Annotated in this window: 22 protein-coding genes; 11 read left to right on the top strand and 11 right to left on the bottom strand. The window is 41.7% G+C overall.

The genetic code is table 11. From position 1 onward, the window contains the following. Positions 1-282: 282 nt before the first annotated feature. Positions 283-2,154 carry a DUF262 domain-containing protein gene (locus tag A3Q3_RS0109190; RefSeq protein WP_020183299.1) on the bottom strand — a complete coding sequence of 624 codons (1,872 nt, stop codon included), beginning with the start codon at positions 2,152-2,154 and terminating at the stop codon, positions 283-285. A 434-nt stretch (positions 2,155-2,588) separates the two neighbouring features. Between A3Q3_RS0109190 and A3Q3_RS0109185 the strand changes: the two genes are divergently transcribed. Continuing rightward, a complete protein-coding gene (locus tag A3Q3_RS0109185) occupies positions 2,589-3,161 on the top strand; it encodes a hypothetical protein (protein ID WP_020183298.1) in 573 nt (190 codons plus the stop codon). Positions 3,162-3,170: 9 nt separating this feature from the next. On the opposite strand, the gene A3Q3_RS13825 is transcribed toward A3Q3_RS0109185, so the two are convergent. Beyond that, the gene (locus A3Q3_RS13825; RefSeq protein ID WP_157355093.1) at positions 3,171-4,190 is read right to left on the bottom strand and encodes a YafY family protein; all 1,020 of its coding nucleotides are present in this window, start codon (positions 4,188-4,190) and stop codon (positions 3,171-3,173) included. Between the two features lie 31 nt (positions 4,191-4,221). Then, on the bottom strand, positions 4,222-5,691 hold the full coding sequence (locus tag A3Q3_RS0109175; RefSeq protein WP_198288914.1) for a DUF2779 domain-containing protein: 1,470 nt from the start codon (positions 5,689-5,691) through the stop codon (positions 4,222-4,224). Between the two features lie 222 nt (positions 5,692-5,913). Here A3Q3_RS0109175 and A3Q3_RS0109170 point away from each other — a divergent pair, with 222 nt between their 5' ends. Continuing rightward, on the top strand, positions 5,914-6,540 hold the full coding sequence (locus A3Q3_RS0109170) for a hypothetical protein (RefSeq protein ID WP_020183295.1): 627 nt from the start codon (positions 5,914-5,916) through the stop codon (positions 6,538-6,540). A gap of 2 nt (positions 6,541-6,542) precedes the next feature. Here A3Q3_RS0109170 and A3Q3_RS0109165 read toward each other — a convergent pair. The 7 genes from A3Q3_RS0109165 to dnaA all read right to left on the bottom strand — a co-directional run bounded on the left by A3Q3_RS0109165 (position 6,543) and on the right by dnaA (position 16,708). Next, a protein-coding gene (locus A3Q3_RS0109165) for an IS3 family transposase (RefSeq protein ID WP_369751682.1) occupies positions 6,543-7,693 on the bottom strand; the annotation gives its coding sequence in 2 pieces (ribosomal slippage) (positions 6,543-7,456 and positions 7,456-7,693; 1,152 coding nt in all). Positions 7,694-7,867: 174 nt separating this feature from the next. Continuing rightward, positions 7,868-9,685 (bottom strand): hypothetical protein, encoded by a 1,818-nt coding sequence (locus tag A3Q3_RS0109155; protein WP_020183294.1) that lies wholly within the window; start codon positions 9,683-9,685, stop codon positions 7,868-7,870. After that, positions 9,670-10,185 carry an ABC-three component system middle component 2 gene (locus A3Q3_RS0109150; protein WP_198288913.1) on the bottom strand — a complete coding sequence of 172 codons (516 nt, stop codon included), beginning with the start codon at positions 10,183-10,185 and terminating at the stop codon, positions 9,670-9,672. Before A3Q3_RS0109150 ends, A3Q3_RS0109155 begins: the two co-directional genes overlap by 16 nt. Then, the gene (locus A3Q3_RS0109145; protein ID WP_020183292.1) at positions 10,167-11,225 is read right to left on the bottom strand and encodes an ABC-three component system protein; all 1,059 of its coding nucleotides are present in this window, start codon (positions 11,223-11,225) and stop codon (positions 10,167-10,169) included. The genes A3Q3_RS0109150 and A3Q3_RS0109145 overlap by 19 nt, the downstream gene beginning before the upstream one ends. Positions 11,226-11,473: 248 nt before the next feature. After that, positions 11,474-13,879 carry a DNA topoisomerase (ATP-hydrolyzing) subunit B gene (gyrB, locus tag A3Q3_RS0109140; protein WP_020183291.1) on the bottom strand — a complete coding sequence of 802 codons (2,406 nt, stop codon included), beginning with the start codon at positions 13,877-13,879 and terminating at the stop codon, positions 11,474-11,476. 44 nt (positions 13,880-13,923) lie between these two features. Beyond that, entirely contained in the window at positions 13,924-15,024 is a 1,101-nt protein-coding gene (dnaN, locus tag A3Q3_RS0109135; RefSeq protein ID WP_020183290.1) for a DNA polymerase III subunit beta, read from the bottom strand. 259 nt (positions 15,025-15,283) lie between these two features. Beyond that, a complete protein-coding gene (gene dnaA / locus A3Q3_RS0109130; protein ID WP_020183289.1) occupies positions 15,284-16,708 on the bottom strand; it encodes a chromosomal replication initiator protein DnaA in 1,425 nt (474 codons plus the stop codon). Positions 16,709-16,993: 285 nt separating this feature from the next. On the opposite strand from dnaA, the gene rpmH reads away from it, so the two are divergent. The 5 genes from rpmH to mnmE are packed head-to-tail and all read left to right on the top strand — an operon-like array spanning position 16,994 to position 20,757. Next, the gene (rpmH, locus tag A3Q3_RS0109125; RefSeq protein ID WP_018987191.1) at positions 16,994-17,128 is read left to right on the top strand and encodes a 50S ribosomal protein L34; all 135 of its coding nucleotides are present in this window, start codon (positions 16,994-16,996) and stop codon (positions 17,126-17,128) included. A gap of 29 nt (positions 17,129-17,157) precedes the next feature. Then, positions 17,158-17,502: a ribonuclease P protein component gene (gene rnpA, locus A3Q3_RS0109120; protein WP_020183288.1), complete on the top strand. Its 345-nt coding sequence runs from the start codon at positions 17,158-17,160 to the stop codon at positions 17,500-17,502. Between the two features lie 36 nt (positions 17,503-17,538). Further along, entirely contained in the window at positions 17,539-17,730 is a 192-nt protein-coding gene (yidD, locus tag A3Q3_RS14325) for a membrane protein insertion efficiency factor YidD (RefSeq protein ID WP_081623302.1), read from the top strand. A gap of 42 nt (positions 17,731-17,772) precedes the next feature. Then, on the top strand, positions 17,773-19,407 hold the full coding sequence (yidC, locus tag A3Q3_RS14375; protein WP_020183287.1) for a membrane protein insertase YidC: 1,635 nt from the start codon (positions 17,773-17,775) through the stop codon (positions 19,405-19,407). A 3-nt stretch (positions 19,408-19,410) separates the two neighbouring features. Beyond that, positions 19,411-20,757 carry a tRNA uridine-5-carboxymethylaminomethyl(34) synthesis GTPase MnmE gene (gene mnmE, locus A3Q3_RS14370; protein WP_020183286.1) on the top strand — a complete coding sequence of 449 codons (1,347 nt, stop codon included), beginning with the start codon at positions 19,411-19,413 and terminating at the stop codon, positions 20,755-20,757. A 63-nt stretch (positions 20,758-20,820) separates the two neighbouring features. Here the strand turns inward: mnmE and A3Q3_RS0109105 are convergent, their stop codons facing one another. Next, positions 20,821-21,150 carry a DUF2853 family protein gene (locus A3Q3_RS0109105; protein ID WP_020183285.1) on the bottom strand — a complete coding sequence of 110 codons (330 nt, stop codon included), beginning with the start codon at positions 21,148-21,150 and terminating at the stop codon, positions 20,821-20,823. 367 nt (positions 21,151-21,517) lie between these two features. On the opposite strand from A3Q3_RS0109105, the gene mnmG reads away from it, so the two are divergent. Genes mnmG through A3Q3_RS0109085 form a run of 4 tightly spaced genes read left to right on the top strand, consistent with a single transcriptional unit; the run spans position 21,518 to position 25,691 of the window. Next, complete coding sequence (gene mnmG / locus A3Q3_RS0109100; protein ID WP_026361857.1) at positions 21,518-23,431, top strand: tRNA uridine-5-carboxymethylaminomethyl(34) synthesis enzyme MnmG; 1,914 nt, start codon at positions 21,518-21,520, stop codon at positions 23,429-23,431. Beyond that, positions 23,428-24,063, top strand: a complete 636-nt coding sequence (rsmG, locus tag A3Q3_RS0109095) for a 16S rRNA (guanine(527)-N(7))-methyltransferase RsmG (RefSeq protein WP_020183283.1) — start codon at positions 23,428-23,430, stop codon at positions 24,061-24,063. Before mnmG ends, rsmG begins: the two co-directional genes overlap by 4 nt. Continuing rightward, positions 24,060-24,821 carry a ParA family protein gene (locus A3Q3_RS0109090; protein WP_020183282.1) on the top strand — a complete coding sequence of 254 codons (762 nt, stop codon included), beginning with the start codon at positions 24,060-24,062 and terminating at the stop codon, positions 24,819-24,821. Before rsmG ends, A3Q3_RS0109090 begins: the two co-directional genes overlap by 4 nt. A 21-nt stretch (positions 24,822-24,842) precedes the next feature. After that, a complete protein-coding gene (locus A3Q3_RS0109085) occupies positions 24,843-25,691 on the top strand; it encodes a ParB/RepB/Spo0J family partition protein (protein WP_020183281.1) in 849 nt (282 codons plus the stop codon). Positions 25,692-25,790 lie beyond the last annotated feature (99 nt).

Below are 25,790 nucleotides of genomic sequence, written 5' to 3'. Positions count from 1 at the left end.
TTACTAAAGCAATATATTGTCTCAATTTCATTTAGTTTAAATAAATAACATTTACTTGCGACTTTTTTTCATCAAAATTCAAATTGCGATTTTAGAGAATGCTTTAATAGGTTAATTATTCAAGCGTTATCTATCAATCCCCTATTTTGGAGGGGAGGTAGTTCACCTTTAGTGAGGAAAATTAATTTTATCTGAAATATCACCTTAGACGATTGATTTAATTATTACATGTCTAGCAGAGTGGATGATTACGATTAAGATCAATCGTCTATTTTTCAGTGATTAATTGTTTTCCACTACCACTTCTTCTTGCTGCAGCTCTTCTGTCTCAGTCTCCGATAATGAATCTACATCTACTATTTTCGTTGGCTTGTGATATTTGGTCGGGTCCCAATACTCCATTACAAAGGCTTTGAGTCTTTCATGCCTGCTCTTAACTGATGACATTGTCCAGTCATACTTGTCTTCTGTTTTTTCTGCCCACTTGATCAATTCACTTTGGCTCAAGTAAATCGAATGAGTTAGGTTCTCCAACTTGTCGCTGAAATCATTCTTGCCTTTGCTAGCATTTGAAGATGTAGCATCGATAACAAGGTTACCAAGACGATGTAGACAAACCTCACTGAATAGCTTGGGTACACCAGGCTCCCACTCGACTTCTTTAGAACTGAGCGCGTTATTTTGTGCAGCGATATGTTCGATATTAAGTTTGCTTGCTACATCAGCATGTAATACAAAATCGCGCCATTGGATCCGTGGGGACTTATTACCTGGCAAAGTTCGCAAATAATTTTCATAGCGCCATAGGATATATAGTGCTTCGTTTCTGTTATGTAAAAACAATAACGGTTTGTCTATCCCTGCAGTAAAACGCTCATCGATATCACGATAGAAGCACATGCTATGCAGAAAATTATGCAGGTCGTTGAAATTACCTTTGAAATCTCTGGCTGCGCGATAATAATTTGACAAGCCAGTGTCAGACCTGACATTTCCAATACCATAGCCTCGCAAGGCATAGATCTCCATGAGCTGGCAAACCTTCCGAAATTCAGCTTTTTTCTCAGTGTTATCTTCTGTGTAGGCACGGATAAGTAACGGCCAGAATGTTGCCATACGGTTTAAAACGTAAAGATTTGCGAATTCCGGAAAGTTATCTAGCTCGTTGTATATATTCGAAAAAGTCTTGTACGTGAGTCGTAACTGGGCAACAAATTCCAGCACCCATTTACGCAGGCTATCTTTATTGACCTTTGCAATAACCGATTTTATAAGATCTTTAGGGTTTCGCCACTCGTCCACTGACCATTTCATGTATGCAGCACAATGGTAAGCTAGGATTGCATCTTCCTTTGGTAAACGGTACTTTGTAGCCTGTTGCTCGATGTCTCGGTAAATGTCCGCAAAATGTGTCTGGATAACTCCTAAATTCTCATCCGGTTTCTCTGTATTGAGATAAATCAGGTGCATCAGATAGCTTTTTAGTGACTCCAAGTTAGTAAGGCTTTTTCCGCGATCATTCTGAAGCTCAAAAATTAGAGTTGCATCGGATGCATTCGTTACCGAATAAACCATGACTGTGGTCTTCAGTAATGAGTTCACGAGGTTTTCCCACTCATCATCTTTCACTTCATTCTTGAAGTAGTCGTAGGCAGCTTTTAGGCGCTGAGCAGAAGGAGAAGAAGCTTGGAGCTGGGTATTCTCAAGTTTTAGTATATAACACCTGAAGAATGCGTTATCTTCATTAATCGTCCTAAATTTTTGCGTCTTTTCGATTTCATTAAAGATGAAATATTGTCTTAGCTGAGCATATAGATTTTCGTTCGAGAAAATTCGGCCATTCGTTTCCTGGCTTCTTGCAACCGCTGCTGCGAGTAGAATGACTGTTGTCGTCAGCCTTTGCTGGCCGTCTACTACATCAAGGAAAGTCTCCTCGTTGAGTCTTTGCTCGTGCAGAAGCAGTGTACCTAAGTAGTAGTTCTTATTTGGATTAAAGGCTTGTGCTGATATTTGCTGGCGAAGATCTTCAAGGTACATAGGGACCTGATTGTTTCCCTGTCTCTCTGATTCCCAAGCATAGGCGCGTTGATATTGAGGGACGCGAAAATGATGCAGTTTAAATAGGGAGAGAATGCTTAGACTGGAATTTTCCATGACAACCTTTATAAAAACATTAAAAGAAAACAAATACAGATATGAAGATTAGTGAAAATCTTGCAGGTACACATCTAGAAGTACAAAATCTATGATTAATTCTCCGAATGACAATCGTGATACATCTTATTGGACTGATTGGTTAAACATTCGATTAGATTGTAAGGTTTTATTACACTAATATCTGAACCTAATCCTAGTAGTAACTGATTTAATTGCGGAGTAACCGCAACCAGAGCAGTAATCCTAATTACTTGATCACTTTCAGTATGTTCACCATCTTATTGGAGTTTAAGTGGGTGTTTTTAATTAAACTAAAATAATTCTTAATAGGTAAGAGTTGATATAGATAAATCATAACAATAAGTTAAACTTTATATAGTATTTGATTGCATCTATCAAAAATTATTTGTATAACAATTAGCGAGTTTAAAATGACAAAACGTAATGAAGTATTAAACTATTTAATACAAACTTATTATAAGAGTGATGTAAGTTTAGCCTCTGACATTACTGGATGTTCTGTCACTCAAATCAATGACTGGCTTACTGGTGAAATACAGCCAAGAAAAGATACTATTGACTATTTTATTCACTGCGTTTTCACTCCTGAGTTTAAGGTTATTATAGAGTATGGGCTGTTTAACCAAGATAAGAATGTTCTCACTCAGATTAAAGATCTTCTCAAAGGACATGAAAAAAGTGCTGGTATTTATGCTTTTTATGACTCCGCAGCCAATTTAATTTACTTAGGCAAGGCTTCAAATCTACTAACGGAAATATATGATGCAATAAGACGTGAGGTCCATGTTGCTTTTCCAAAGGGTGTTGAAAACAAACCAAATAAAAGACATGAAATTGTCAGATATATTTCGGCATATGATGTCGGTAAATCTCTTTGGGTTGACTACCCAAAGCATGTTGAATCTCTCATCTTAAGAATTTCAAAGCCCCTATTAAACAAAAATATCGGCGGTCTCCAAAAAGTGCTTGTTGCGCCTGATTAAAACTACGAATTAAGTTTCGGATTTATTGTTTTGATAATTTATATGCATTCTACAAACCTCATCATTAATTTGTTTTTTTAAGCTATTTGGTTTTATCACTTTTACTTCTGCGCCAAGACCTAATATCCACCAATGCAACTGAGGTGTATCTGCAACAGTTGCAGTTATTATAATTTTGGAATCATCTTCACTATAATTTTGATCAACAGCAATTGGCGTCTCTAAGAAATATTCACCAACCTCACGATTAAACTCAAGTACTAATTGAATCGTTTTACCGTCACCAAAATTTAAACGACCTTTTGCAATTTCCTTATCTATGTCAAAGTCAATTGGAATTATTGCTGATTCCTTGAGTAGCTCAGCAGACTTAATTCGATGCATAGCGAGCAATCGTATGTCTTTGTACTCGAAGAAAGTGACCATTAAATATGACAAATTGCCTCTATTCACCATGGCCAATGGATGAACTCGATACTTTTGGTTCTCATCTTCCCCAAGTTTTTGGTAAGTGATATTGAGCTGTTTTTCTGTGAGCAGTCCTTCGGACACTACTTTTTGAATTTCGGGTGGTATCTTCGGGCTTATTAGTGGTTGATTTGCGCTAATTGATCTGACTTTCAAAAGCCAATTACTGATTTTCTTTGCATTAAATTGCTCTTTAAGTGCACGTTTTGCAGCTTTAAAATGAGGATCTAATACATCGTTGGTTATGCTTGGAAGTAGCTCTTTAAGGTACTCCTCTGCCATAGCCAGCATTAATGCCTCATGACCACTAAGTCCTGGTAAATCAAAACTTGGCGCCTCTCTTAACCAGCTCCATCCGTATGGCTTGTTCCTATCGTCCAAGGTCAGAGGGAATGATTGTGATAACTCAAGCAAATCTCTCTGTACAGTGCGTTTGGATACACTGAACTGCTCATTAATTAATTTAACTGTTAATTCACTCGCTGTGATTTTCAATGGATAACGAGGTATAGCCCTCAACATGGTCCATTGTCTGAGAAGGGTGTGGTTATCAATGGTCAATTTAATTATTCTTTGAGGGATTTAGAGGACATCATAGTTCTAAATCATTTCGATTTGCAAACACTTGCCAAAGCTTAACCATGGCATAAGTATCTAGTTTGCAATAATCCAGCAATTGGCACTTAATGTTCGCTTTTCGTTCAAGACTTGTTGACGGATGTATTGCTTCTAAAAATGCAGTCATTGCCATTCCCCCATCTTTTACGCCTTCTAAGTTTTGATAGCTAAGCTCAGGTACCAGCGCTGGCAATACCTTTTTAATACTCCAACTGCCCTGTTGGCTTGGATGATAATAGTGATTTCTTGCGATAGGCAATAAATCAACGACTCTATCGTTGATTGCCAACAATTGATCTTTTAGTTCAGGATATCTCTCTGCTAATTCGCGTATACGTGAAGTTTCAAATCCAGCGTTATAGACAAATACTGGTCCATCTTTACCACAGGCATTTATTAGTGATATTGCAAACTTTCGAGAGGGATCTTCAGATGACAAGTCTAAAAACTCTGCATGGTCTAAGGATTCATTTTGATTTAACACGTGAACACTAAACTGAAATGTAATCTGCTGATAAGGGCGTGTTCCTTGCCAAATTGGAACAGCAAATTGAATGGTTTCAAAGTCTAAAAAATAGGCGGGTAAAGGGAGTTCTGAAAGGCTTCTAAAAGTAGCTTCACTATCAAAATATACTGAATCACTTTTGGTGTAGTCCCTGACTATTTTTTGAGTCTTATTCAGAAAGTCATCTGGAACCTCTCTCAAATCATGGATACCCTTTTCTGCAAGTTTTTTGGCTTTGATAGATCCAAGTCTTGGCAACCAGCTAATTGGGAATTCAGCTTTTATTTCATCACGGCTACAGTAATCGTAAAAACCACAATCAAAGGGAGTAATGCAATGATCACCTGTTTGTATTGCTGGTTCAGTCCCTTGGATCACGTTCTGTGCCTCGGAAATCCATGACATCACCTCCTGTTCACGTACTAGTGTATCTTGAGTTAAGTCATACTCAACCAATAGTCCAGCATAGTCATAATTCCCCGGATATACCCACGAGCTATCTATATGTGCTATGGAAATTGATTTCAAATGAACGCCTGCAGATTTAGCAATATAGGTTTGTATTGCCACATCCTCTCGATGGTAATCCTTCACGCTAGTAGATGACTTAACTTCAATCATTCGCCAGGCAGGCATACCATCAATTTGGTCAGGTAATATCACATCTGCGAATGCTAAAGCCCCACTAGCTGAAAACCCAGCTTCAAATATTGGTTTTGACGAATTTAGTAACTCTTTACTGCGCTCTAATGCTCGTTCAAATCCTTCACTTTTAATATCGATCACTTCACCATTGGAATATGGGTCATATATTGATTGTGCAATTGCCCCAACCTGATTTCCAACCTCAAATTTGGCTTCAGATTTATCAGAATCTATCCGTAAATCTGGCTGATGTACCTCAAGCCATAGCCTCTTAGGACATTGTCTAAACGCCATGATTTTTGACTTTGAAAGTATGCGCATATCACCCATTCTTTATTATTTGATTAGGTTAACATTGTATTTACTGATGCGACAAATGGTGTCGTGTTAAGTAACTACATTTCGCCTACACATATCCAACCTCTACCTAGAAATATACCAGCATTCACTTGCGACACTATTTGTCGCAACGTAATTGTAATATGCCCTCACACATAATTTCTTTGGTTAAATTCTATGAAAAAAATACCTAGCTCTGTCGGAGCAGTATCACAAGATATGAACTTAACACCCCATACAGTAGCTAATCGAAATATTGTATTACTTTGGATTTATAGGATTCTGGTTAGAGGTGAAGGTTATAAATCTTTTGTTAGACAACATGATTTTTTGGATGACAAGTTAGCTGAAGGACTTGGTTTTGCCGATTATATTTTTAGTGATGAGCCGATAGTGTTCAATTCAACCGAAATAAAGCGTCAATTATTCAAACAAGCAGAACAACTAGAAAAAAATAGGGTTAACTCTTTATATACAGACATCGTATTCAAAAAAAATATTGAAAGTCTTGGAAGCTTAATTGGGTTAACCAACGTTGAAATTGATATTTTATTGTTTTGCGCAACAGTTCAAATAGATTCATTACTTGAATCAGCAACTAATATTTTGGGAAACCTATCTGCCAGAGCAGTTGAGCAGATATTTTCAGTGTGTTTAGGGTACTCAGAGCTCGATATTAGACATGCTCTATTTCCAGATGGAAGATTAGCAAAATCTGGATTAATCAAGATTGATATGGGTTGTAACTGTCATTTCAGCCAAAAAATAGAGATATTAGAAGGTTTAATTGTGAATCGCCACTAATTTTATAGACACTCTTCAGCCGTTTTCTTGAATTGGTTTTCGTAGTCTATCGGAGATAGCAAGTTATTGGAATTATGACGTCGTTTTGAGTTGTAGAACAACTCGATGTAATCAAAAATATCCTGCCTTGCATCATCGCGATGATTGTATATTTTGCGTTTGATCCTTTCCCGTTTTAATAATTGAAAGAAGCTTTCAGCCACAGCATTATCGTGGCAATTTCCGCGTCTACTCATGCTGGACTCAAGGTTATGTGCCTTCAAGAATATATCCCAATCCTCGCTGGTGTATTGGCTACCTTGGTCAGAATGTATCAGCACTTTATGTTTAGGTTTCCTGCGCCATACCGCCATCAGCAATGCATCCAACACCAGCTCTTTAGTAATGCGCGATTGCATGGACCAACCCACAATGCGTCGTGAGAACAAATCCATGACCACAGCAAGATAGAGCCAGCCCTCATGGGTACGGATATAAGTAATATCTGTTACCCATGATTGGTCTGGCAATGTGGGATTGAATTGCCTATTTAACGTGTTGGGACTGGTTATATAAGGCTTGCCACCATAATGCCTAGGCTTACGGTAGCCCACCTGCGCTTTTAAGCCGTGTGCATGCATCAAGCGATAGACGCGGTTAACCCCAATACGCTCACCCAGTGCACGCATATCACTATGTACTTTACGATAGCCATATACGCCACCGGACTCTAGCCAACATTGCTTAATCAAGCCTGTTTGGCGTTGATCGTTCTTATGGCGAATTGAGTGCGGATGTTTTAACCAGGTATAGAAGCCGCTGGGATGCACCTCTAGCATCCTACACAGCCATCTTGTCGGCCAACAGTCCTGATGATCTTTGATAAAGGCATACCTTACTCGGACTGCTTTGCGAAGTATGCCGCGGCTTTTTTTAATAGATCACGCTCTTCTGTGACACGTTTCAGCTCTTTACGTAGCCGGTTGAGTTCAGCTTGTTCCGCATGTTTGGTTTGGTGGGTTGCTGCGTCGGGTCCGAACTTCTTCACCCACGCATAGAGGCTGTCAACAGTCACATCAAGTCGCTTTGCCACATCGGAGACTGTATACCCCCCTTCAGTGATTTGACGGACTGCTGCTAATTTGAATTCTTCTGGATATCGTTTACCGCTCATTTGTCGCCTTTCTTTGGTCGCCATTATTACGGCTCAAAGGCGTCTAGTAAACTAGTGGCGATTCATTGGGCCTTTTTGTCTTAGCAGATTGTCACTAAAATTGGAATTTTATAGCTGCAAACAACCCAAATGGGACATTTAATATAGTGGTTACCAGCAAGACGGAGCACCATGTTAAATGTTCTTTTCTTCTTTAGTAACAGGATAAAAGCCTGGCCGGCCCTGGCCATTTACTCTTGTAAATTGAAGTGGGTGTAACCGTTTTGCGGTTTCAGATGATATTTGTTCATTTTCGATAATAATAATTTGTCCAGGGCCTTGCCAAGTAGATAACCATTCATAAAAATTTTCTGTAACTGTTTTTAAATGTTTTGAATCGAATTCGAAGCTTTCCGGATCAGAATAGGCTTTTAATGGCGAATCAATAACAATAAATCCTAAATGGGGATGTCCTTTGGTCATTGCATGATCTAAAAGGGCAATTGATAACGCAGCGAGAAAAATAGCTCTCTTACCCGCACCATAACTAAGTCTGGCACGATCATTTATAATAAGATCACAAGCCTGCAAATCTAAGGTAACTCTTTCAACTTCTTCGAAACCCCAACTATTAAGAAGACGTTTTGCAGCATTTGAAACCATAACTAATGACTCACCCGCATTACGATCCAAAGGAACTTTTTTTCTTATCGAAGCAGTTTTTAAGTTTTCAATTTCTAGCTTTAAGCGCTCAATTTCATCAAAGCTATTTAATTGCGAGGATAATTCACTCAATCTCACAGCGAGCGTCTTTGGATCAGCACTAAATTCAACTTTAGTGGCATTCAAAGTAATTTTCTCTCTACTTTCTAAATCATTTAAAATATTTTGTAACTCTTTTGACCTTTTATTTAATCCGGCTAATCGTGTTTTTTCACTGCCATGAGATATGAGTAATCCTTTACGAAGAAGACGAATTTTCTCAACCTCTGCTAATAGAGCTATCCTAAATTGTTGTTGAGTTTTATTATTGAGGTGAGATGGATTCAATTGAGATCCAAGTGGTGTTTCACATAAAGGACAAGGTGTTTCAGATAGATTTTGAAATAACCCAACTCCCTCATTGATTGCCACTAAGCGCCCCAAGTCACTAGAATACTTCATATCAAGCAATTCAAATCGCTCTACCATAGAGGCGCTATGATCACGATCTATCATAGCTTTATTTAAATCCTCATTTGCTACTCTCAACGAAACTCTTAATTCTTTAAGTTGCAATGCTCTTGCTTGATATTGTTCAGTTAGCGATGACAGTGTTGACTCGACTCTTTCAATCGCCTCAGAAACATCGTTGCGTGTTATATCGTTTGGTAGAATTGATTCAGCTCTTTTAAGTGCATCTTGAGCTGAACCTAACTGCCCTTTTATTCTTTCTACCTCTGCTGAGGACTTAGAAATTTGAATTGCTGAATCATCGTTTCCCGTTAGAATTAAGCTAAACGCACCAATACGTTGAAAAGCTGAAAAACCAGTGCCACTAGTTGCGTCCTCACTAATCATATTCGGTTGTGATAAGAGAAACCAATGCCTCAAATCGCCACTAGTAACTGGTCCTTTTTTACTCTTACTACGTAAAAGAAGTTTATTTGAAGATCCAGATAATTTAACCAGTAATTCATTTTCGTCGATATTTACCGATTCATAACTTTTTATGCCTATATCACTAGTAAAAATCTCACAGATGGCTGTACTTCCGCCAGCTAATGCTTTTTTAAATTCAAATGATCTACCATCTTTACTTTCTATTTCCAGAGTTAATAAATCATATCCTTCCGCTTCTGGTAGGTATTTCGGTACTTTGTCGCCACCCAATAAGTACCACAAACAATCGCGTATGTAAGATTTACCCGTATCACTAGGACCACGTATTAAATACCTATCTTTGTTAAATGTTATTTCTGCAACGTCTTTTCCTGGTCCACTGGCTGCCAATCGTTTTAATATTGTTGCCATTGGAAACCTTCCTGTGACATTGAGGATTCCAATTCAGCTCCCCATAGATGACCTTTTTCTGCAAAGCTTGAAGTGAGTTCTGTTGAGTTAGAAAGTGAATATTTTTTTGCTACCCAATTGCATCGATTTTCCAACTCTAAGAAATACTTTGAAGTTAAAGACTTAATCATCGTCATCGCCGCAGATCCTGAATGATATGTAACTCCTTCTCCATCCATAGTTACATCAATTAAGCCCTTTGTACTCATTAAATATAGCCCTTGCTCGATCAATTCACGGCGACTTAATAGCTCACCACCTCTGTATGGGACTGGAGTATGAAGGCTAGTTGGACCATCTAAATCCTCCGAATAAACAATTGCATAATCAAGTAAAACTAGCTTCTGGAGGTCTGCCCCTATAGGACGCAATGAACTTAGAAGATACACCATACGTATTCCAAGCTCGAAGGGAGAATTAAATAAAGGGATAGAGTTCAAGTTCATATTTTTTTTATCCATTGAAGTTTTTTGTCATTTACTAAGTGATGACAAGTACCTGGTAAATCCCCTCCTCTAACTCTTGAACTCAATTTACTATCATTTATATTTATACTTAATACAGCCTGCATTGCCGCATCGAATCTATCAAAACCATCTTGGAGTTTTGGGCTTAAAACAAGAGGTCTAATACCTTTTAAAACCATGATAAGAAGGTTACTAAACTCATCTTCAGTATATAAATCTCTACTAAATCTTTTCAATCCTTCAGCACAATAAAAATTTGCTCTAGCAGCAGACAAATGTTCAACATACACCTCTAAAGCGCTTATGTTGTTTAAATCTACTGTGCTTTTAAAGTGCTCTGTATATACTGACAAAAGCTCTGTAATGTAGATAACCTCATCATTTGACGGAAGATCTGGAATTTCAGGATCATCTCCTCGTTCTGTTTCGATGCCAAATAATTCATAATGAGCTTGAGTGTTTTTTGAATGTAGCTCGATGAGGTCACGTACCAGAAATTCTTCTATTTTGGAAAAATCAAACTTTTCAACGTACTGTCTTACATCATCGGTTAATAACGCGCCAAGCTTACTCAATCCATTGGTACCAGAAGCCCAAGCTGATATAAAGGTGGTTTTAAATAATGAAGGATTTGCTATCAGATCATGTAAGTCTGGACCACAATTTTTAGGTGAGCAAAAAAAATATTTTCTTGGGCATGGATAAGTTTTAGCTACAAGATGACAAAAAAACTTAACTAACTCAGGGAATGCTGTTGAAGGAGCTAGCCTATTTTCATAGTGCTTTGCTTGATATAAATCCCATTTACTTTCTACTAATTCAGCTTGAAATCTTGCCTCAACATCTCTTCCGGCATCGCCTGCATTACCTAAGCGTTTAACTTGAAAGTATTTTTGTCCATTAACTTCATGATTTAGGCATGACAACTCAATAAAATTTTCCCATTGCTCATCGGAAAAGTGCATTACTTGAGCAGCAGGTGGAAGAGCGCCATTTTTGACAACCAGCGCGTTTGATTTTGGCTTTTTAACCATTATCCCTTTGAAATTCTTATCTTATATTTGTATTTTTTACATATAGTAGCTTAAGACATTTATATCCTCAATCGATATAAAATAATAAAGGGCCTCCATGGCCCTTTATTATCTTCCTTGAGTATCCGAAAATTTCAGTATTAGTGAATCTTTCTTTTCCTTGACTCTGTCAATTAATTTGCATTATCTGTGGCACTATTTTTCACTAAGTTGGCACAGTTTTGCATTAATCGTGGCATTCGACACAACTATACATCTAAGTTACCTACACCTAAGGCATTGCTTTCAATAAATGCTCTGCGTGGTTCGACGTTATCGCCCATTAAAGTGGTAAAGATTTCATCGGCGGCAATTGCATCATCAATCTGTACTTTGAGTAAGCGGCGAACTTTAGGATCCATGGTGGTTTCCCACAATTGCTCTGGGTTCATCTCGCCCAAGCCCTTATAGCGTTGAATATTGAGGCCGTGTTTAGCTTCTGCTAATAGCCAGTCCAGCGCTTGTTTAAAGGTAGTCACGGCTTGTTCTTTTTCACCACGTTTAATCATGGCGCCAGCGCCTAGCAAATTATTGACCATAGCGGATGCGCGGCTGATTTGACGATAATCGCCACTGCCTAAAAACTCTGCGTCCACAACACAGCTTTGTAGGTTGCCATGCACGTATTTGTTCACTTCTAAACGGTAGCTATTGGTTTCTTGGTCTAACGCAACGATCACTTCTGAACCTGTAGCGCCTAAAATGGGACGCAGTTTTGCTGCTGCTGCTTCTGCATCGGCTTCTGTCGCAATGCTAATCTCGCCTAAGTCTTGCATCGCGCGCAGTACGCTTTCATCGTAAAGCGCAGCAATACGGCGAATCACCGCTTCTGTGAGTACCATTTGCTTGGCAATGGCTGTGAGCGCTTGCTCTTTGATCACTTCTCCATCTGTTTTGGTCAATAACTCTGCATTCTTCAACGCTGATTGCAACAAGTATTCATCCAACTCGTGCTCATCTTTGATGTAACGCTCATCTCGGCCCTGCTTGACTTTATAGAGTGGTGGCTGGGCGATGTAAATATGACCGCGCTCTACCAACTCTGTCATTTGGCGGTAGAAGAAAGTAAGTAATAGCGTACGGATGTGCGCACCATCCACGTCCGCATCGGTCATGATAATAATGCGGTGATAACGTAGTTTTTCTGCGTTGAAATCGGCCTTACCAATACTGGTGCCCAATGCAGTAATCAGTGTGGCAATCTCTTGTGAGCCAAGTAATTTATCAAAACGTGCTTTTTCCACGTTTAAAATTTTACCCTTCAACGGCAAAATAGCTTGGTTTTTACGGTCACGCCCTTGTTTGGCCGAACCACCCGCAGAGTCACCCTCGACGAGGTAAATTTCGCACAAAGCTGGATCTTTCTCTTGGCAATCTGCCAGTTTACCTGGCAATCCCATGGTATCCATCACGCCTTTACGACGCGTAATCTCACGCGCTTTACGCGCTGCCTCGCGCGCACGTGCGGCTTCTACAATTTTGCCGCAGATAATTTTGGCATCCACTGGGTTTTCTTGTAAAAACTCCGCTAATTTTGCTGCCACCACTTCTTGCACCACAGGCTGTACTTCACTCGAGACCAGTTTATCTTTGGTTTGAGATGAGAATTTAGGATCCGGCACTTTGACAGAAAGCACACAAGTAATACCTTCGCGCATATCGTCGCCGGTGGTTTCTACTTTGGCTTTTTTTGCTAATTCGCTTTGTTCAATATATTGATTCAGCGTACGTGTCATGGCCGTACGTAAGCCAGTTAAGTGGGTGCCGCCATCACGTTGTGGAATGTTATTGGTAAAGCATTGCACCGTTTCAGAGTAGCTATCGTTCCATTGCATGGCCACTTCTACCGTCATGCCCTCTTTTTCACCGCTGGCATAAAATGTTTTAGGGTGTAGCACTGTTTTACTACGGTTCATGTACTCCACAAAGCCTTTAATGCCGCCAGAATAAGCAAAGTTTTCGGATTTCCCATTGCGCTGATCAATCAACTCAATTTTCACACCATTGTTTAAAAAAGAGAGTTCGCGAATACGTTTGGCTAAAATTTCAAAGTGGTATTCCACCAATACAAACGTTTCTACCGATGCTAAAAAGTGAACTTCTGTTCCCTTTTTCTCGGTTGTCCCTGTGACAACCAAAGGCGCAACGGGCACGCCGCGCTTAAATTCCATTTGGTGTACTTTACCTTTGCGGTAAATTTTTAAGCGTAACCAATCTGATAGCGCATTGACCACAGAAACACCCACGCCATGTAAACCGCCGGACACTTTGTAAGAGTTTTGGTCAAATTTTCCGCCAGCATGTAATTCCGTCATCACGATTTCTGCTGCCGAACGCTTAGGTTCGTGTTTATCATCGTCTTTAATGTCCGTTGGAATACCACGGCCATTATCAGAAACACTGATGGAATTATCTGGATGGATGATGACTTTAATATCATCACAATGGCCTGCTAATGCTTCGTCAATCGCGTTATCCAACACCTCAAACACCATGTGGTGTAGTCCAGAACCGTCGGAAGTATCGCCAATGTACATACCTGGGCGTTTACGTACTGCGTCTAGACCTTCTAAAATTTTAATACTGTCTGAGTTATATTCTTGTTGCTCTGCCATAGGACCTTCTTAATGAATTGCTAGGTGTTAATTAAATGAATGGATTAAATACGCATCGGCATGACCACGTATTTATAATTTTCATCATGCAAAGTGGTGATTAAACAACTGCTATTGGCATCTGCAAAGGAGAACACAATATCATCATCTGCGACATTATTCAGCACATCGATCAAGTATGTCACATTAAATCCAATGTCCAATGTATCTTTGCCGTAGTCAATATCCAGTTCCTCTTCGGCTTCTTCTTGTTCCGTATTGGTGCTAATCAGCTTTAGATGATTTGGACTGAGCACCATGCGAATACCACGGTATTTTTCATTGGATAAAATAGATGCACGTTGCATGGCCGTTAACACGGCTAAGCGGTTAACGGTGAAGGTGTTTTGGTGCCCTTGTGGGATTACGCGGTTGTAATCGGGGAATTTCCCATCAATCACTTTTGAAATCAACTTGATTTCACCAAACGCAAAATTCACTTGGCCATTAGCAATCTCTATGCTGATTTCTTCATCGCTATCGTTCAGTAGTTTAATCAGTTCCAGCACGGTTTTACGCGGCAGAATCACTTCTGTTTTTTCGTAACTTTGCGCTAGGGTGGTAGAGGTATAGCTTAAACGGTGGCCATCGGTACCCACAATATTCAACTGTTGGCCATTCACCTCTAACAACAAACCGTTTAAGTAATAACGGATATCTTGTTGTGCCATGGCAAATTCCACTTGTTTCAATAGTTTTTTAAACGCCAATTGAGACAATGTGAGTTGGATATGTTGTCCTGCTGCCTTGGTCATCACCGGATAATCGGTTGCCGGTAACGTTTGCAAATTGAATCGGCTTTTTCCAGCTTTTAATAAAATACGGCTATCTTTGCTAGTTAAATCAATTTCTGAGGAGTCTGGCAGAGAACGGCAAATATCTAATAGTTTTTTAGCCGAGATAGTGGTCGATAAATCTCCACTAGAAGCATTTTCTATCGTCAGTGAAATTTGCATTTCCAGATCGGTTGCCGTGAGCTGGATTTTATTATTCTTAGCTTCTAACAATAAGTTAGAAAGGATAGGTAACGTATGACGTCTTTCAACAATACCAGTCACGTTCGTTAATGGCTTTAATAACACTTCTCTGTTTATTTTAATTTGCATAATGTTACCTAATTTATTTTTTATCTAATTAATAATTTAATATATAAATAAAACAATAGTAATAATAATGATGACTAAATCTGTTGATAGCTTTTATTTATCAATATAATCAATCAATTAAACCATATTAACCTTGTGTAAAACTGTTCATATTGCTGTGCATCATTTGTGTATTAAATTTTACTTTTTGTAAATTCAAGACTTATACATATTTTATACACAACACATTTCACTACTTATCCACAACCCTACCTACCCTTTAATCGCGTATGACTTGCGTTAAAAAACCAATATCACGCGCAATAGTTTGGTCATTTAAGCGTAACTGTTCTACTTCTTCACATGCGTGCATCACCGTGGTGTGGTGACGGCTACCAAAGGCTTCACCAATTTCTGGAAAACTATGATTGGTAAGCTCACGCGCCAAGCTCATGGCAATTTGTCTGGGTCTGGCAAAATTACGTGCGCGTTTTTTACTATACATTTCGCTCACTTTAATTTTGTAATAATCCGCAACGGTTTTTTGGATATTCTCAATCGTAATTTGACGACCACGTACCGCAATCAGGTCACGTAAGGCATCTTTGGCCAAATGAATATCAATGGGATGCCCGGTAAAATTAGCCATGGCAATAATACGATTGAGCGCACCTTCCAGCTCTCGCACACTGGAGCGAATCTGTTTTGCGACAAAAAACGCCACATCTTCATGCAGATGGATATTAACGCTTTCAGCCTTTTTAAGCAAAATTGCCACGCGCATTTCAAGTTCCGGCGGCTCAATGGCAACAGTTAATCCCCAGCTGAATCGAGTACGCAAACGTTCATCTACATCGATGATTTCTTTCGGGTAAGTATCGCAAGTAATCACGATTTGTTTCTTTTCTTCGATCAATGTATTAAACGCGTAAAAGAACTCTTCTTGCGTACGTGTTTTTTTGGCAAAAAACTGAATATCATCAATCAACAACAAATCTAGAGAATGGTACTGCTGCTTGAACTCATCAAAGGCTTTGTTCTCATAAGCTTTGACGACATCTGACACATAGCGTTCAGCATGGAGGTAACGAATGTTAGCATTGGGCTTCTCTTTTTTCAGCTGGTTGCCAATGGCTTGTAATAGATGTGTTTTACCCAACCCCACCCCACCGTATATGAATAAGGGGTTATAAGCTTGCCCGGGATTGTCTGCTACCTGAATGGCTGCTGCACGTGCTAGCTGATTGGCGCGACCGGTCACATAGTTATCAAAGTTAAACGCTAAATTTAAACCGGAGGCACGCTCATTGGATCTGCGCTCATTGTTATTCCGCTGCTGATTGAGTTTGGGTAACGCTTCTTGTGCATGGGCCACAGACATGGATTTTGTATGAATAATATCCGTTGATGGCGCATCGGAGTGGATAGATTTACCTGCACTTTTGATAGGCTTGGTAGGTGTCTGATCGCCATTGTGGACGTCTAATTCGATATGAATATTATCAGGGAGCAGCTCTTCAGCCAGCGTCTGGATTTTGGAATAAAACTTATCTTTGATCCATTGCTGCACAAAACGATTGGGCGCCAACAGGCGAATAGCATCCGGTTGCACATCCACTTTTAATGGTTTTATCCAGGTATTGAATTGTTGCGGCGACAACTCTTTCTCAAACCGCAGCAAGCAAGTAGACCAAAAATTATCCATGAATACCCAAAAATTAAAAAAGCGAATGAATTCAAGACGATGAATTATTATCTCAATAGAAAAATCACCTAACCATTTGATTTAATTAAAAAATTGGTTTATTATGCGTGGTGATTTGCATATGGGATTTTAGCGCGTTTATGCAGACTTATCCACAGCTTGTGCCAAATAAATATATCCTCCAAATAAATAAAAAAATCATTGACATACATAAGTGAAATGGGGTCTAATACACGGCTTTGTAAAACACGTCAAACAAACGCCATCTGTGGCTTGGAGATTTAAATGAAACGTACCTATCAACCATCTAAAACACGTCGTGCACGTACACACGGTTTTTTAGTGCGCATGAAAACCAAAGGTGGTCGTGCAGTGATTGCAGCACGTCGTGCAAAAGGTCGTAAACGCTTAGGTTTATAACACAAATACTTTGCAGAGGCTGAGTGCTGATGCAAACATTAGTAATGCTCAAAAAAACGGATGAATTTTCATCCGTTTTTAGTTTCAGAAAACGCATTTCTTCACACTTTTTTGTAGTACATTACAGACCGAGCTTATCGCCATCGATGCGTATCGGGTTTGTGGTAGCAAAAAAAGTGGCCAAGCACGCAGTAGAGCGTAACTATATGCGGCGTGTATTGCGAGAGGTCTGCCGCCATGGATTGACAGTGAGCCTGACGGCAGATGTGGTGATTCAGGTGCAGAAAAAATTTATTAAGCAAGACTTTAGCCAAGTGAATCAAGAGCTGAATGTGATTCTGAATAAAATTCAGAAGAAATTAAATGGCGAATGATGTTTAAGGTAGAACAGTGTGCGTAATGTGGCGATTATGTTGGTAAAACTGTATCAATGGATATTCAGCCCATTTGTTGGGATGCATTGTCGATTTTCGCCCAGCTGTTCCCATTACGCTATTTCAGCCTTTACAAAATATGGTTTTTTTAAAGGGTGCTATTTAGCCATCCTACGCATTGCGCGCTGTCATCCTTGGCATGCGGGCGGTCATGATCCAGTCCCTTGAGTGGATTCAATTTTTAATCTTCATTAACGTATAAAGAGTGTTATGGATACCAGACGTATAATTTTATTTGTCATTTTCTCCTTTTCTATCATGATGTTATGGGATGCATGGCAACGCAAAGATGCACCGCCAGTGGCACCCTCTGCGCAGGTGGCTACGCAGGCAGGGGCTGCAGCATCAAGTACAGCCGATAGCAGCACACCTACGGATGTTGCAAAAGATGCGTTTACATTGGCACGTGGTCAGCGCGTACAAGTAGAGACGGATTTGTTTCAAGCGGAAATCGATACCAACGGCGCTGATTTGCGTCAGCTTACCTTGCGTAAGCATCGTGCAAATACAGGGGATGGCCAGTATGAGTTATTAAGTGACGCTGCCAAGCCTATGCTATATGTGGCGCAAACTGGCTTAAAGGGCGATCATTTACCGACGCATCGCGCAGTATTCACCACTGCACAAACCAGCTATCAGATGGCGGAAGGTGCCGATACACTGGAAGTGAAACTCAGTGCGCCAGTCGAGAATGGTGTGGCTGTGGATAAGATCTACACCTTCCACCGTAACAACTATGCGATTGATGTGCGCTACGAAATTAAAAATGATAGCACCGCGAGCATCACACCTTCCGTCTATTACCAAATCATTCATGACAATAAATCCAATCAGGGCTCTGCCATGATGCCAACCTTTACCGGTGGCGCCTACTACAATGAGACGGATAAGTACAAAAAAGTGAAGTTTGATGAAATGGCTAAACAAGATTTGGCCGTGAAAGCAAAAGACGGTTGGGTCGGCTTGGTTCAGCATTACTTTGTAGGTGCGTGGATTCCTAAAGCAGGTTTGGAGCGTAAGTTTTACACCTCACAACTTACAGACCACTACTTCTCTATTGGTAGCATGAGCCCGCTGGGCAGCGTAGCAGCAGGCGCTAGTTTGACTGTGCCTGCGGAATTGTACGTGGGCCCACAAACGCAAAAAGACTTGGAAGCTACCGCACCAGGCTTGGAATATGTGGTGGATTACGGCATCTTGACAATTATTGCGAAGCCTTTGTTCTGGTTGTTATCCCAACTGTATGAACTGGTGAAAAACTGGGGTGTGGCGATTATCTTACTGACCGTGATTATCAAAGCCGCTTTCTTCAAGCTATCAGCTTCTAGCTATAAGAGCATGGCACAGATGCGTGAATTAGCACCGCGCTTACAAGCCATGAAAGAAAAATTTGGCGACGATAAGCAAAAAATGCAGCAAGCGATGCTGGAAATGTACCGCACAGAAAAGATCAACCCGATGGGTGGCTGCTTGCCAATTTTAGTGCAAATCCCTGTTTTTATTGCACTTTATTGGGTGTTGCTAGGCTCGGTTGAATTGCGTCATGCTCCATTCTTTGGTTGGATTAAGGATTTGTCTGCGGTTGACCCTTGGTACATCTTGCCGCTGTTAATGGGCGCTACCATGATTATTCAGACTTTCTTAAACCCTGCGCCGACTGATCCGATTCAGGCCAAAGTGATGAAGATTATGCCGGTTGTATTCAGTGTTTTCTTCTTCTTCTTCCCGGCTGGCTTGGTGTTGTACTGGTTGGTGAATAATATTCTGTCCATTTGGCAGCAGTGGTATATCAACAAAAGTATTCACGCAGAAGCCTTAGCTAAAAAAGGCAACGCAAAAAAATAAGATATGTCTAACCACGCACACGATACGATAGCCGCCATTGCCACAGCCAGTGGCGCAGGCGGCATCGGCATTGTGCGTGTTTCCGGCCCACTCAGTCAAAGCATCGCACAAGCGGTGCTGGGCCACTGCCCTCCTCCCCGCTACGCCGCCTATCTAGATTTTAAAGATGCAGATCATGAGTTGATTGATCGTGGCATAGCCATTTTTTACCCTAACCCACACTCTTACACAGGTGAAGATGTGCTTGAACTACAAGCACATGGTGGTACGGCGTTGATGCAAATGTTGTTGGCGCGTTGCATTGCATTGGGGGCGCGTCAGGCGGTTCCGGGTGAATTTACTCGACGCGCTTATCTGAATGATAAATTGGATTTGGCGCAAGCGGAAGCCGTTGCCGATATCATTAATGCTGCCACACAAGAGGCTGCCAAAAGTGCGATACGTTCTCTGTCGGGCGCATTTTCAAACACCATACATGCATTGCTAGCGCAACTCACTGAGTTGCGTATGTATGTAGAAGCTTGTCTCGATTTCCCGGAAGAAGAAATTGATTTTATTACGCAAGGTCGTGTGGCTGAAAAAATTGCGCATAATCAACAAGCATTATCGCTTGTATTTAATCAAGCCAAGCAAGGTGCCTTGTTGCGTGATGGCATTCATGTGGTCCTCATTGGTCAACCTAATGTAGGTAAATCCAGTTTGATGAATGCACTGGCAGGCGAGGAAGTGGCGATTGTCACCCCGATTGCAGGTACAACACGCGACACCATTAAAAGCGCCATTCAAATCAATGGTGTACCTTTGCATGTGATTGATACTGCAGGCTTGCGAGAAACAGAGGATGAAGTAGAAAAATTTGGGATTGCCAGAACTTGGCGAGCCACAGAAACGGCCAATATCGCATTATTATTGCTCGATTCAACTCACGGTATTACTGAGACGGAAAAATCGATTTTAGACCGCTTGCCGCAAGAAATCGCCAAAATTTGGATACACAATAAAATTGATGTGTCGCAAGAAGCTCCTAAAAATGAAAGTGTGAATGGTGAACACCATATTTATCTTTCGGCTAAAACTGGGCTGGGGTTAGATTTGCTTAAAACACAGTTATTACATTTTGCTGGCTATCAGGCGATGGGTGAAGGTGTTTACATGGCGCGGGCCCGTCATTTAAAAGCGCTTGAAGCGGTACGTGAACATCTGGCGATTGCGGCAAGTCAAATGCACTCTGCCGAATTGGTGGCCGAGGAATTGCGCTTAGCACAAACAGCGCTCAGCACCATTACTGGTGAGTTTACTCCAGATGATTTGCTGGGTGAGATATTCAGTAAGTTTTGCATCGGCAAATAAAAAAGACCATTTGCTAAAATGGTCTTTTGATTAGGGTGTATCGTTTAGATTTATTTAACGGTCTTATTTGACGAACACGCTTAGTTTGTTAAATTTCTCCGCTAACAAATAGTAGTAAGCTAAGCGAGATTTAAAGCGCTCTTCTTTTAAAATTTCACCCACTGCAACCACTGCAGCATCTAAAGTGGCATCAGAATCGGTTAATCCCAGTTTTTTCTTTAAAAAGTTTTCACGCACGGTGACTCTTTCAGATTCGTCACTTGCAGCTACGTATTGTGAATCATTGTTTGAAAGTACCAAAGCATAGTTTTTTGCTAAGCCATCTAGCGCTGCTGTATTTACATTTTTTGCATACTTGGTAACGAAATCTTTATGCGCTTGAATATCTGCCATCTTTAATCTCCTCAGTACATTGAAAAATATTAATCTTCACCTTTATGGAATGGTGAAATGGTCTGCCAGTTGTGCCAGTTGGCGCCCCAGATTTGCCGGTAGAGGCAATTGCAAGAAGCGCACTAACTACCGTGCCGCCGATATCACTATAGGCGCATCGGTGGGCCTTCGTCAATACTTAACGGTTCAAACGCGCACTGCGTTTGTTTCACGTGAAACAAACAAGGTTGTCTATACTTCTTGAATCCATGTTTAGTATTATGCTTTGCAGGTATGTTTCACGTGAAACATAGATAAATAAGTGACGTAACTATCTGTTTTGCTATAAAATTCCACCTTTAACCGAATTGATAATGCAGTGCTTATGATGCAATTTCCAGATAAATTTGATGTGATTGTGGTGGGTGGTGGCCATGCCGGTACGGAAGCCGCCTTGGCGGCAGCGCGTATGGGGCAAAAAACCCTATTACTTACCCATAATATCGAGACTTTAGGGCAGATGTCCTGCAATCCTAGCATTGGCGGGATTGGTAAAGGGCATTTGGTCAAAGAGGTGGATGCGCTGGGTGGTGCGATGGCGATGGCCACTGACGAAGGTGGTATCCAGTTTAGGATTTTAAATTCAAGCAAAGGTCCGGCGGTGCGCGCAACACGTGCACAGGCGGATCGTATTCTGTACAAAGCAGCCATTCGTAGACGCTTGGAGAATCAGCCCAATTTATGGCTGTTTCAACAAGCGGTAGACGATATTATTTTAGAGGGCGATAAAGCGGTGGGCGTGGTGACGCAAATCGGCCTGCGCTTTTCTTCTAAGTCGGTCGTGCTGACCGCTGGCACATTCTTGGGCGGTTTGGTGCATGTGGGTTTACAAAACTATAGTGCTGGCCGCGCCGGCGACCCCCCTGCTATTTCTCTCGCAGCGCGTCTGCGCGAGATTGGTTTGCCAGCGGGGCGTTTAAAAACCGGCACCCCTCCGCGTATTGATGGACGCACCATTGATTATAGTGTGATGGCGGAACAGCCTGGTGATAACCCGGTGCCAGTGTTTTCATTTTTGGGCAATGTGGCACAACACCCGGCACAACTACCTTGCTGGATTACGCATACGAATGAACGCACGCATGACATTATCCGCAGTGGTTTGGATCGCTCACCGATGTACACAGGTGTGATTGAAGGTGTGGGCCCGCGTTATTGTCCGAGCGTAGAAGATAAAATTCACCGCTTTGCAGATAAAGAGTCGCATCAAATCTTTTTGGAGCCAGAGGGCTTAAATACTAACGAGATTTACCCGAATGGTATTTCTACGAGTTTGCCGTTTGATATTCAATTAGGCTTGGTCCGCTCAATCAAGGGTTTGGAGAATGCGCATATCCTTAGGCCTGGTTATGCCATTGAGTACGATTACTACGATCCGCGTGGTCTAAAAAATACCTTAGAGACAAAAACAGTTCAAGGTTTGTTTTTTGCCGGTCAGATTAACGGTACCACTGGTTATGAAGAGGCCGCTGCGCAAGGTTTGCTTGCGGGTGCTAATGCGGCGCTTTATGCGCAAGAAAAAGAAGGATGGTGTCCTGCGCGGGATGAGGCATATTTGGGTGTGTTGGTGGATGACTTGATTACCACGGGCGTGACTGAGCCATACCGCATGTTTACCAGTCGTGCTGAGTACCGCTTACAGCTGCGTGAAGACAATGCGGATATGCGTTTAACCGCTAAGGGTCGAGAGTTGGGCTTGGTTGACGATGCGCGCTGGGCGGCTTTTGAGAAAAAACTAGAAGCTGTATCGCGTGAGCAAGAGCGCTTGAAAAAGACTTTTGTGCAAGTGGCGGCAGACGATGTTTCACGTGAAACACAAGCGGCGATTTTAGGTAAGCCTTTAGAGCATGAGTACAGCTTGTTTGAATTGTTGCGTCGCCCAGAAGTAAGTTACGAGGGCATGCTGAGCTTGGGTGAACTGGGCATGGGTGAGCTTGATGCATCTGTGCGTGAGCAGGTCGAGATTGCCGCCAAATATCAAGGGTATATAGACCGTCAAAAAGATGAAATTTCCAAACAAAAAGGCAGTGAGCATATTAAGCTGGGTGCCGAGATTGACTATGCGGATGTGCATGGGTTGAGCATTGAGGCGCGTCAAAAGTTGGTGGCGCATAAGCCAGAAACGATTGGCCAGGCTGGCCGTATCTCAGGCATTACGCCGGCAACCATTTCGTTGTTGTTGGTGTATTTAAAGCGCAAACATAAAAAGCAAGCAGCGCAGACTAATATCGAAGCAGCATGACAGAGGCGGAGCAATTGGCCGATGGCATCCGCCAGATGGGTTTGGATGTCAGTGAACAGGCGCAACACACATTGTTGCAGTACTTGGCTTTGCTACAAAAGTGGAACAAAGTATATAACTTGACCGCGGTACGTGATCCCAAACAAATGGTGACGTTACATTTGTTGGATAGTTTAAGTGTGCTGCCATACGTTAAAGGGCCGTATTTGCTAGATGTTGGCAGTGGTGCTGGTTTGCCCGGAATTGTATTGGCCATTTGTCGACCCGACCTACAAGTGACCACTATTGATACGGTGCAAAAGAAAGCCATCTTTATGCGGCAAGTCAAAGGTGAGTTGGGCTTGGACAACTTAACAGTTGTGCATGCGCGGGTAGAAACATTTCAGCCGCAGCAATTGTTCAATCAAGTGATTTCAAGGGCTTTTTCTGAAATCGCGTTGTTGTTTCAGCTCGCCCAACACTTAATTGCAAGCCCTGGTGAATGGCTGGCCATGAAAGGCCTGATGCCCGCGCCTGAGCTGGAAAAGTTAGTTGCGCAGCCCAAGGCGGTGATTCCATTACGGGTAGCGGGTTTGGCAGCGGAAAGACATCTGATTATATTTGATAGCGTTGTGTTTGAAGGTCATGCATGAAAATTCTGGCAATTACAAATCAAAAAGGCGGTGTGGGTAAAACCACTACCTGCGTGAATCTGGCGGCTAGCTTGGCACACCGCGGCAAAAAAGTATTGCTGGTGGATTTGGATCCACAAGGCAATGCCAGTACCGGCAGTGGTATTGATAAAGCGCATTTGAAATATAGTATTTATCATGTGTTAATTAATGATAAAACCTTGCAGGAAGTTATTGTGCCTAGCGAGCAAGGCGGGTTTGACGTTGCGCCGTCCAATCGCGAGCTGGCCGGTGCGGAAGTTGAGCTGGTAAATGAGATGGCACGCGAGACGCGTTTAAAGCAAGCCATCGCTCAGTTGGATGGTGCATATGATTACGTGTTGTTGGATTGCCCCCCTGCCCTCAATTTAGTCACGGTCAATGCATTGACGGCAGCGCATTCAGTGATGATCCCCATGCAGTGTGAATACTATGCGCTGGAAGGTTTGTCTGATTTGGTCAACACCATTAAAAAAGTGCGTGCGCATTTAAATCCGGTGCTGGAAATTGAAGGGCTGTTGCGCACCATGTTTGATAACCGCAATATGTTGGCCAGCCAAGTGTCTTCGCAGTTAGTGAGTCACTTCGGCAAAAAAGTGTATCAAACAGTGATTCCAAGAAATATTCGTTTGGCAGAAGCGCCAAGTTACGGCATGCCAGTGCTGATGTATGACAAAACCTCTAAAGGTGCGATGGCTTATTTAGAGTTGGCGAACGAAATTATTCATACAAAACAATAACTATTTTAAAAGGTCGGTGTGATGGTAAAACCTAAAGGTTTGGGTCGAGGATTGGATGCGTTGTTGGCGGGTGACATGGGCACCGTTGGTGAGGCAGATGCGCTGCGCATGTTGCGCGTGAGTCAGTTGCAGCCAGGCAAGTATCAGCCGCGTGCTTATATGGACAATGCCGCGCTCGAGACATTGGCGGAGAGCATCAAAGCGCAAGGCATCATGCAGCCTATTTTGGTGCGCGAAATTGCCGATGAGCGCTATGAAATTATTGCAGGTGAACGTCGTTGGCGTGCTTCTCAATTGGCGGGCTTGGATGAGGTGCCAGTATTGGTGCGTGCCATCGCTGATGAGTCCGCGCTGGCGATGGCCTTGATTGAAAATATTCAACGTGAAAACTTAAATCCGCTAGAAGAGGCCTTGGGCATTAAGCGTTTAATCGATGAGTTTGCGATGACGCATGAACAAGCTGCGCAGGCGGTTGGACGTTCACGTGTTGCGGTCTCTAATTTGTTACGTTTACTGACCTTAAGCCAGCCAGTGCAAGAGTTGCTCATGCACAATCAATTGGATATGGGCCACGCGCGTGCGTTAATTGGTTTGGAGCCAGCACAGCAAGTGATGCTGGCCAATAAGACCATACAAAATGATTTATCCGTGCGTGATGTGGAACGTGCAGCAAAACAACCTGCATTGTCCTCGACCAAGCAAAAAGCACAGGTGCGTGATGATGTGGCGATATTGGAGGAGCGCTTGAGCGATGCGCTTGGCGCCACGGTTTCGATTGCAGCTAAAGCAAGTGGCGCCGGTACGTTGAAGATTCAGTATAGTCACCTAGACCAACTGGACGACATCATAGCAAAACTCTCGCGCAAATAAGGTGAATGCAATACGAAAGTATAAAACACGTGCTAAGTATTTCATTTTGCTAGTACATTCAGTTATTTAACGTACATTAAATGCTTGACTAAAAGGCTG

Origin of the sequence: Methylotenera sp. 1P/1 (assembly GCF_000384355.1) — a bacterium.
Taxonomy (GTDB): Bacteria; Pseudomonadota; Gammaproteobacteria; order Burkholderiales; family Methylophilaceae; genus Methylophilus.
This window is presented reverse-complemented; position numbering and strand designations above follow the sequence as displayed.

What these genes read in the sequence shown, in the direction of transcription:
- A3Q3_RS0109145 (WP_020183292.1), bottom strand. Translation starts at nt 11,225, where the DNA reads ATGGTTAAAAAGCCAAAATCAAACGCGCTGGTTGTCAAAAATGGCGCT.
- mnmE (WP_020183286.1), top strand. Translation starts at nt 19,411, where the DNA reads ATGTCTAACCACGCACACGATACGATAGCCGCCATTGCCACAGCCAGT.
- A3Q3_RS0109170 (WP_020183295.1), top strand. Translation starts at nt 5,914, where the DNA reads ATGAAAAAAATACCTAGCTCTGTCGGAGCAGTATCACAAGATATGAAC.
- rnpA (WP_020183288.1), top strand. Translation starts at nt 17,158, where the DNA reads ATGCAAACATTAGTAATGCTCAAAAAAACGGATGAATTTTCATCCGTT.
- gyrB (WP_020183291.1), bottom strand. Translation starts at nt 13,879, where the DNA reads ATGGCAGAGCAACAAGAATATAACTCAGACAGTATTAAAATTTTAGAA.
- dnaN (WP_020183290.1), bottom strand. Translation starts at nt 15,024, where the DNA reads ATGCAAATTAAAATAAACAGAGAAGTGTTATTAAAGCCATTAACGAAC.
- rpmH (WP_018987191.1), top strand. Translation starts at nt 16,994, where the DNA reads ATGAAACGTACCTATCAACCATCTAAAACACGTCGTGCACGTACACAC.
- yidC (WP_020183287.1), top strand. Translation starts at nt 17,773, where the DNA reads ATGGATACCAGACGTATAATTTTATTTGTCATTTTCTCCTTTTCTATC.
- A3Q3_RS0109090 (WP_020183282.1), top strand. Translation starts at nt 24,060, where the DNA reads ATGAAAATTCTGGCAATTACAAATCAAAAAGGCGGTGTGGGTAAAACC.
- A3Q3_RS0109190 (WP_020183299.1), bottom strand. Translation starts at nt 2,154, where the DNA reads ATGGAAAATTCCAGTCTAAGCATTCTCTCCCTATTTAAACTGCATCAT.
- dnaA (WP_020183289.1), bottom strand. Translation starts at nt 16,708, where the DNA reads ATGGATAATTTTTGGTCTACTTGCTTGCTGCGGTTTGAGAAAGAGTTG.
- A3Q3_RS0109105 (WP_020183285.1), bottom strand. Translation starts at nt 21,150, where the DNA reads ATGGCAGATATTCAAGCGCATAAAGATTTCGTTACCAAGTATGCAAAA.
- A3Q3_RS0109150 (WP_198288913.1), bottom strand. Translation starts at nt 10,185, where the DNA reads ATGGATAAAAAAAATATGAACTTGAACTCTATCCCTTTATTTAATTCT.
- A3Q3_RS0109185 (WP_020183298.1), top strand. Translation starts at nt 2,589, where the DNA reads ATGACAAAACGTAATGAAGTATTAAACTATTTAATACAAACTTATTAT.
- yidD (WP_081623302.1), top strand. Translation starts at nt 17,539, where the DNA reads ATGTTGGTAAAACTGTATCAATGGATATTCAGCCCATTTGTTGGGATG.
- A3Q3_RS0109155 (WP_020183294.1), bottom strand. Translation starts at nt 9,685, where the DNA reads ATGGCAACAATATTAAAACGATTGGCAGCCAGTGGACCAGGAAAAGAC.
- mnmG (WP_026361857.1), top strand. Translation starts at nt 21,518, where the DNA reads ATGCAATTTCCAGATAAATTTGATGTGATTGTGGTGGGTGGTGGCCAT.
- A3Q3_RS0109085 (WP_020183281.1), top strand. Translation starts at nt 24,843, where the DNA reads ATGGTAAAACCTAAAGGTTTGGGTCGAGGATTGGATGCGTTGTTGGCG.
- rsmG (WP_020183283.1), top strand. Translation starts at nt 23,428, where the DNA reads ATGACAGAGGCGGAGCAATTGGCCGATGGCATCCGCCAGATGGGTTTG.
- A3Q3_RS0109175 (WP_198288914.1), bottom strand. Translation starts at nt 5,691, where the DNA reads ATGGCGTTTAGACAATGTCCTAAGAGGCTATGGCTTGAGGTACATCAG.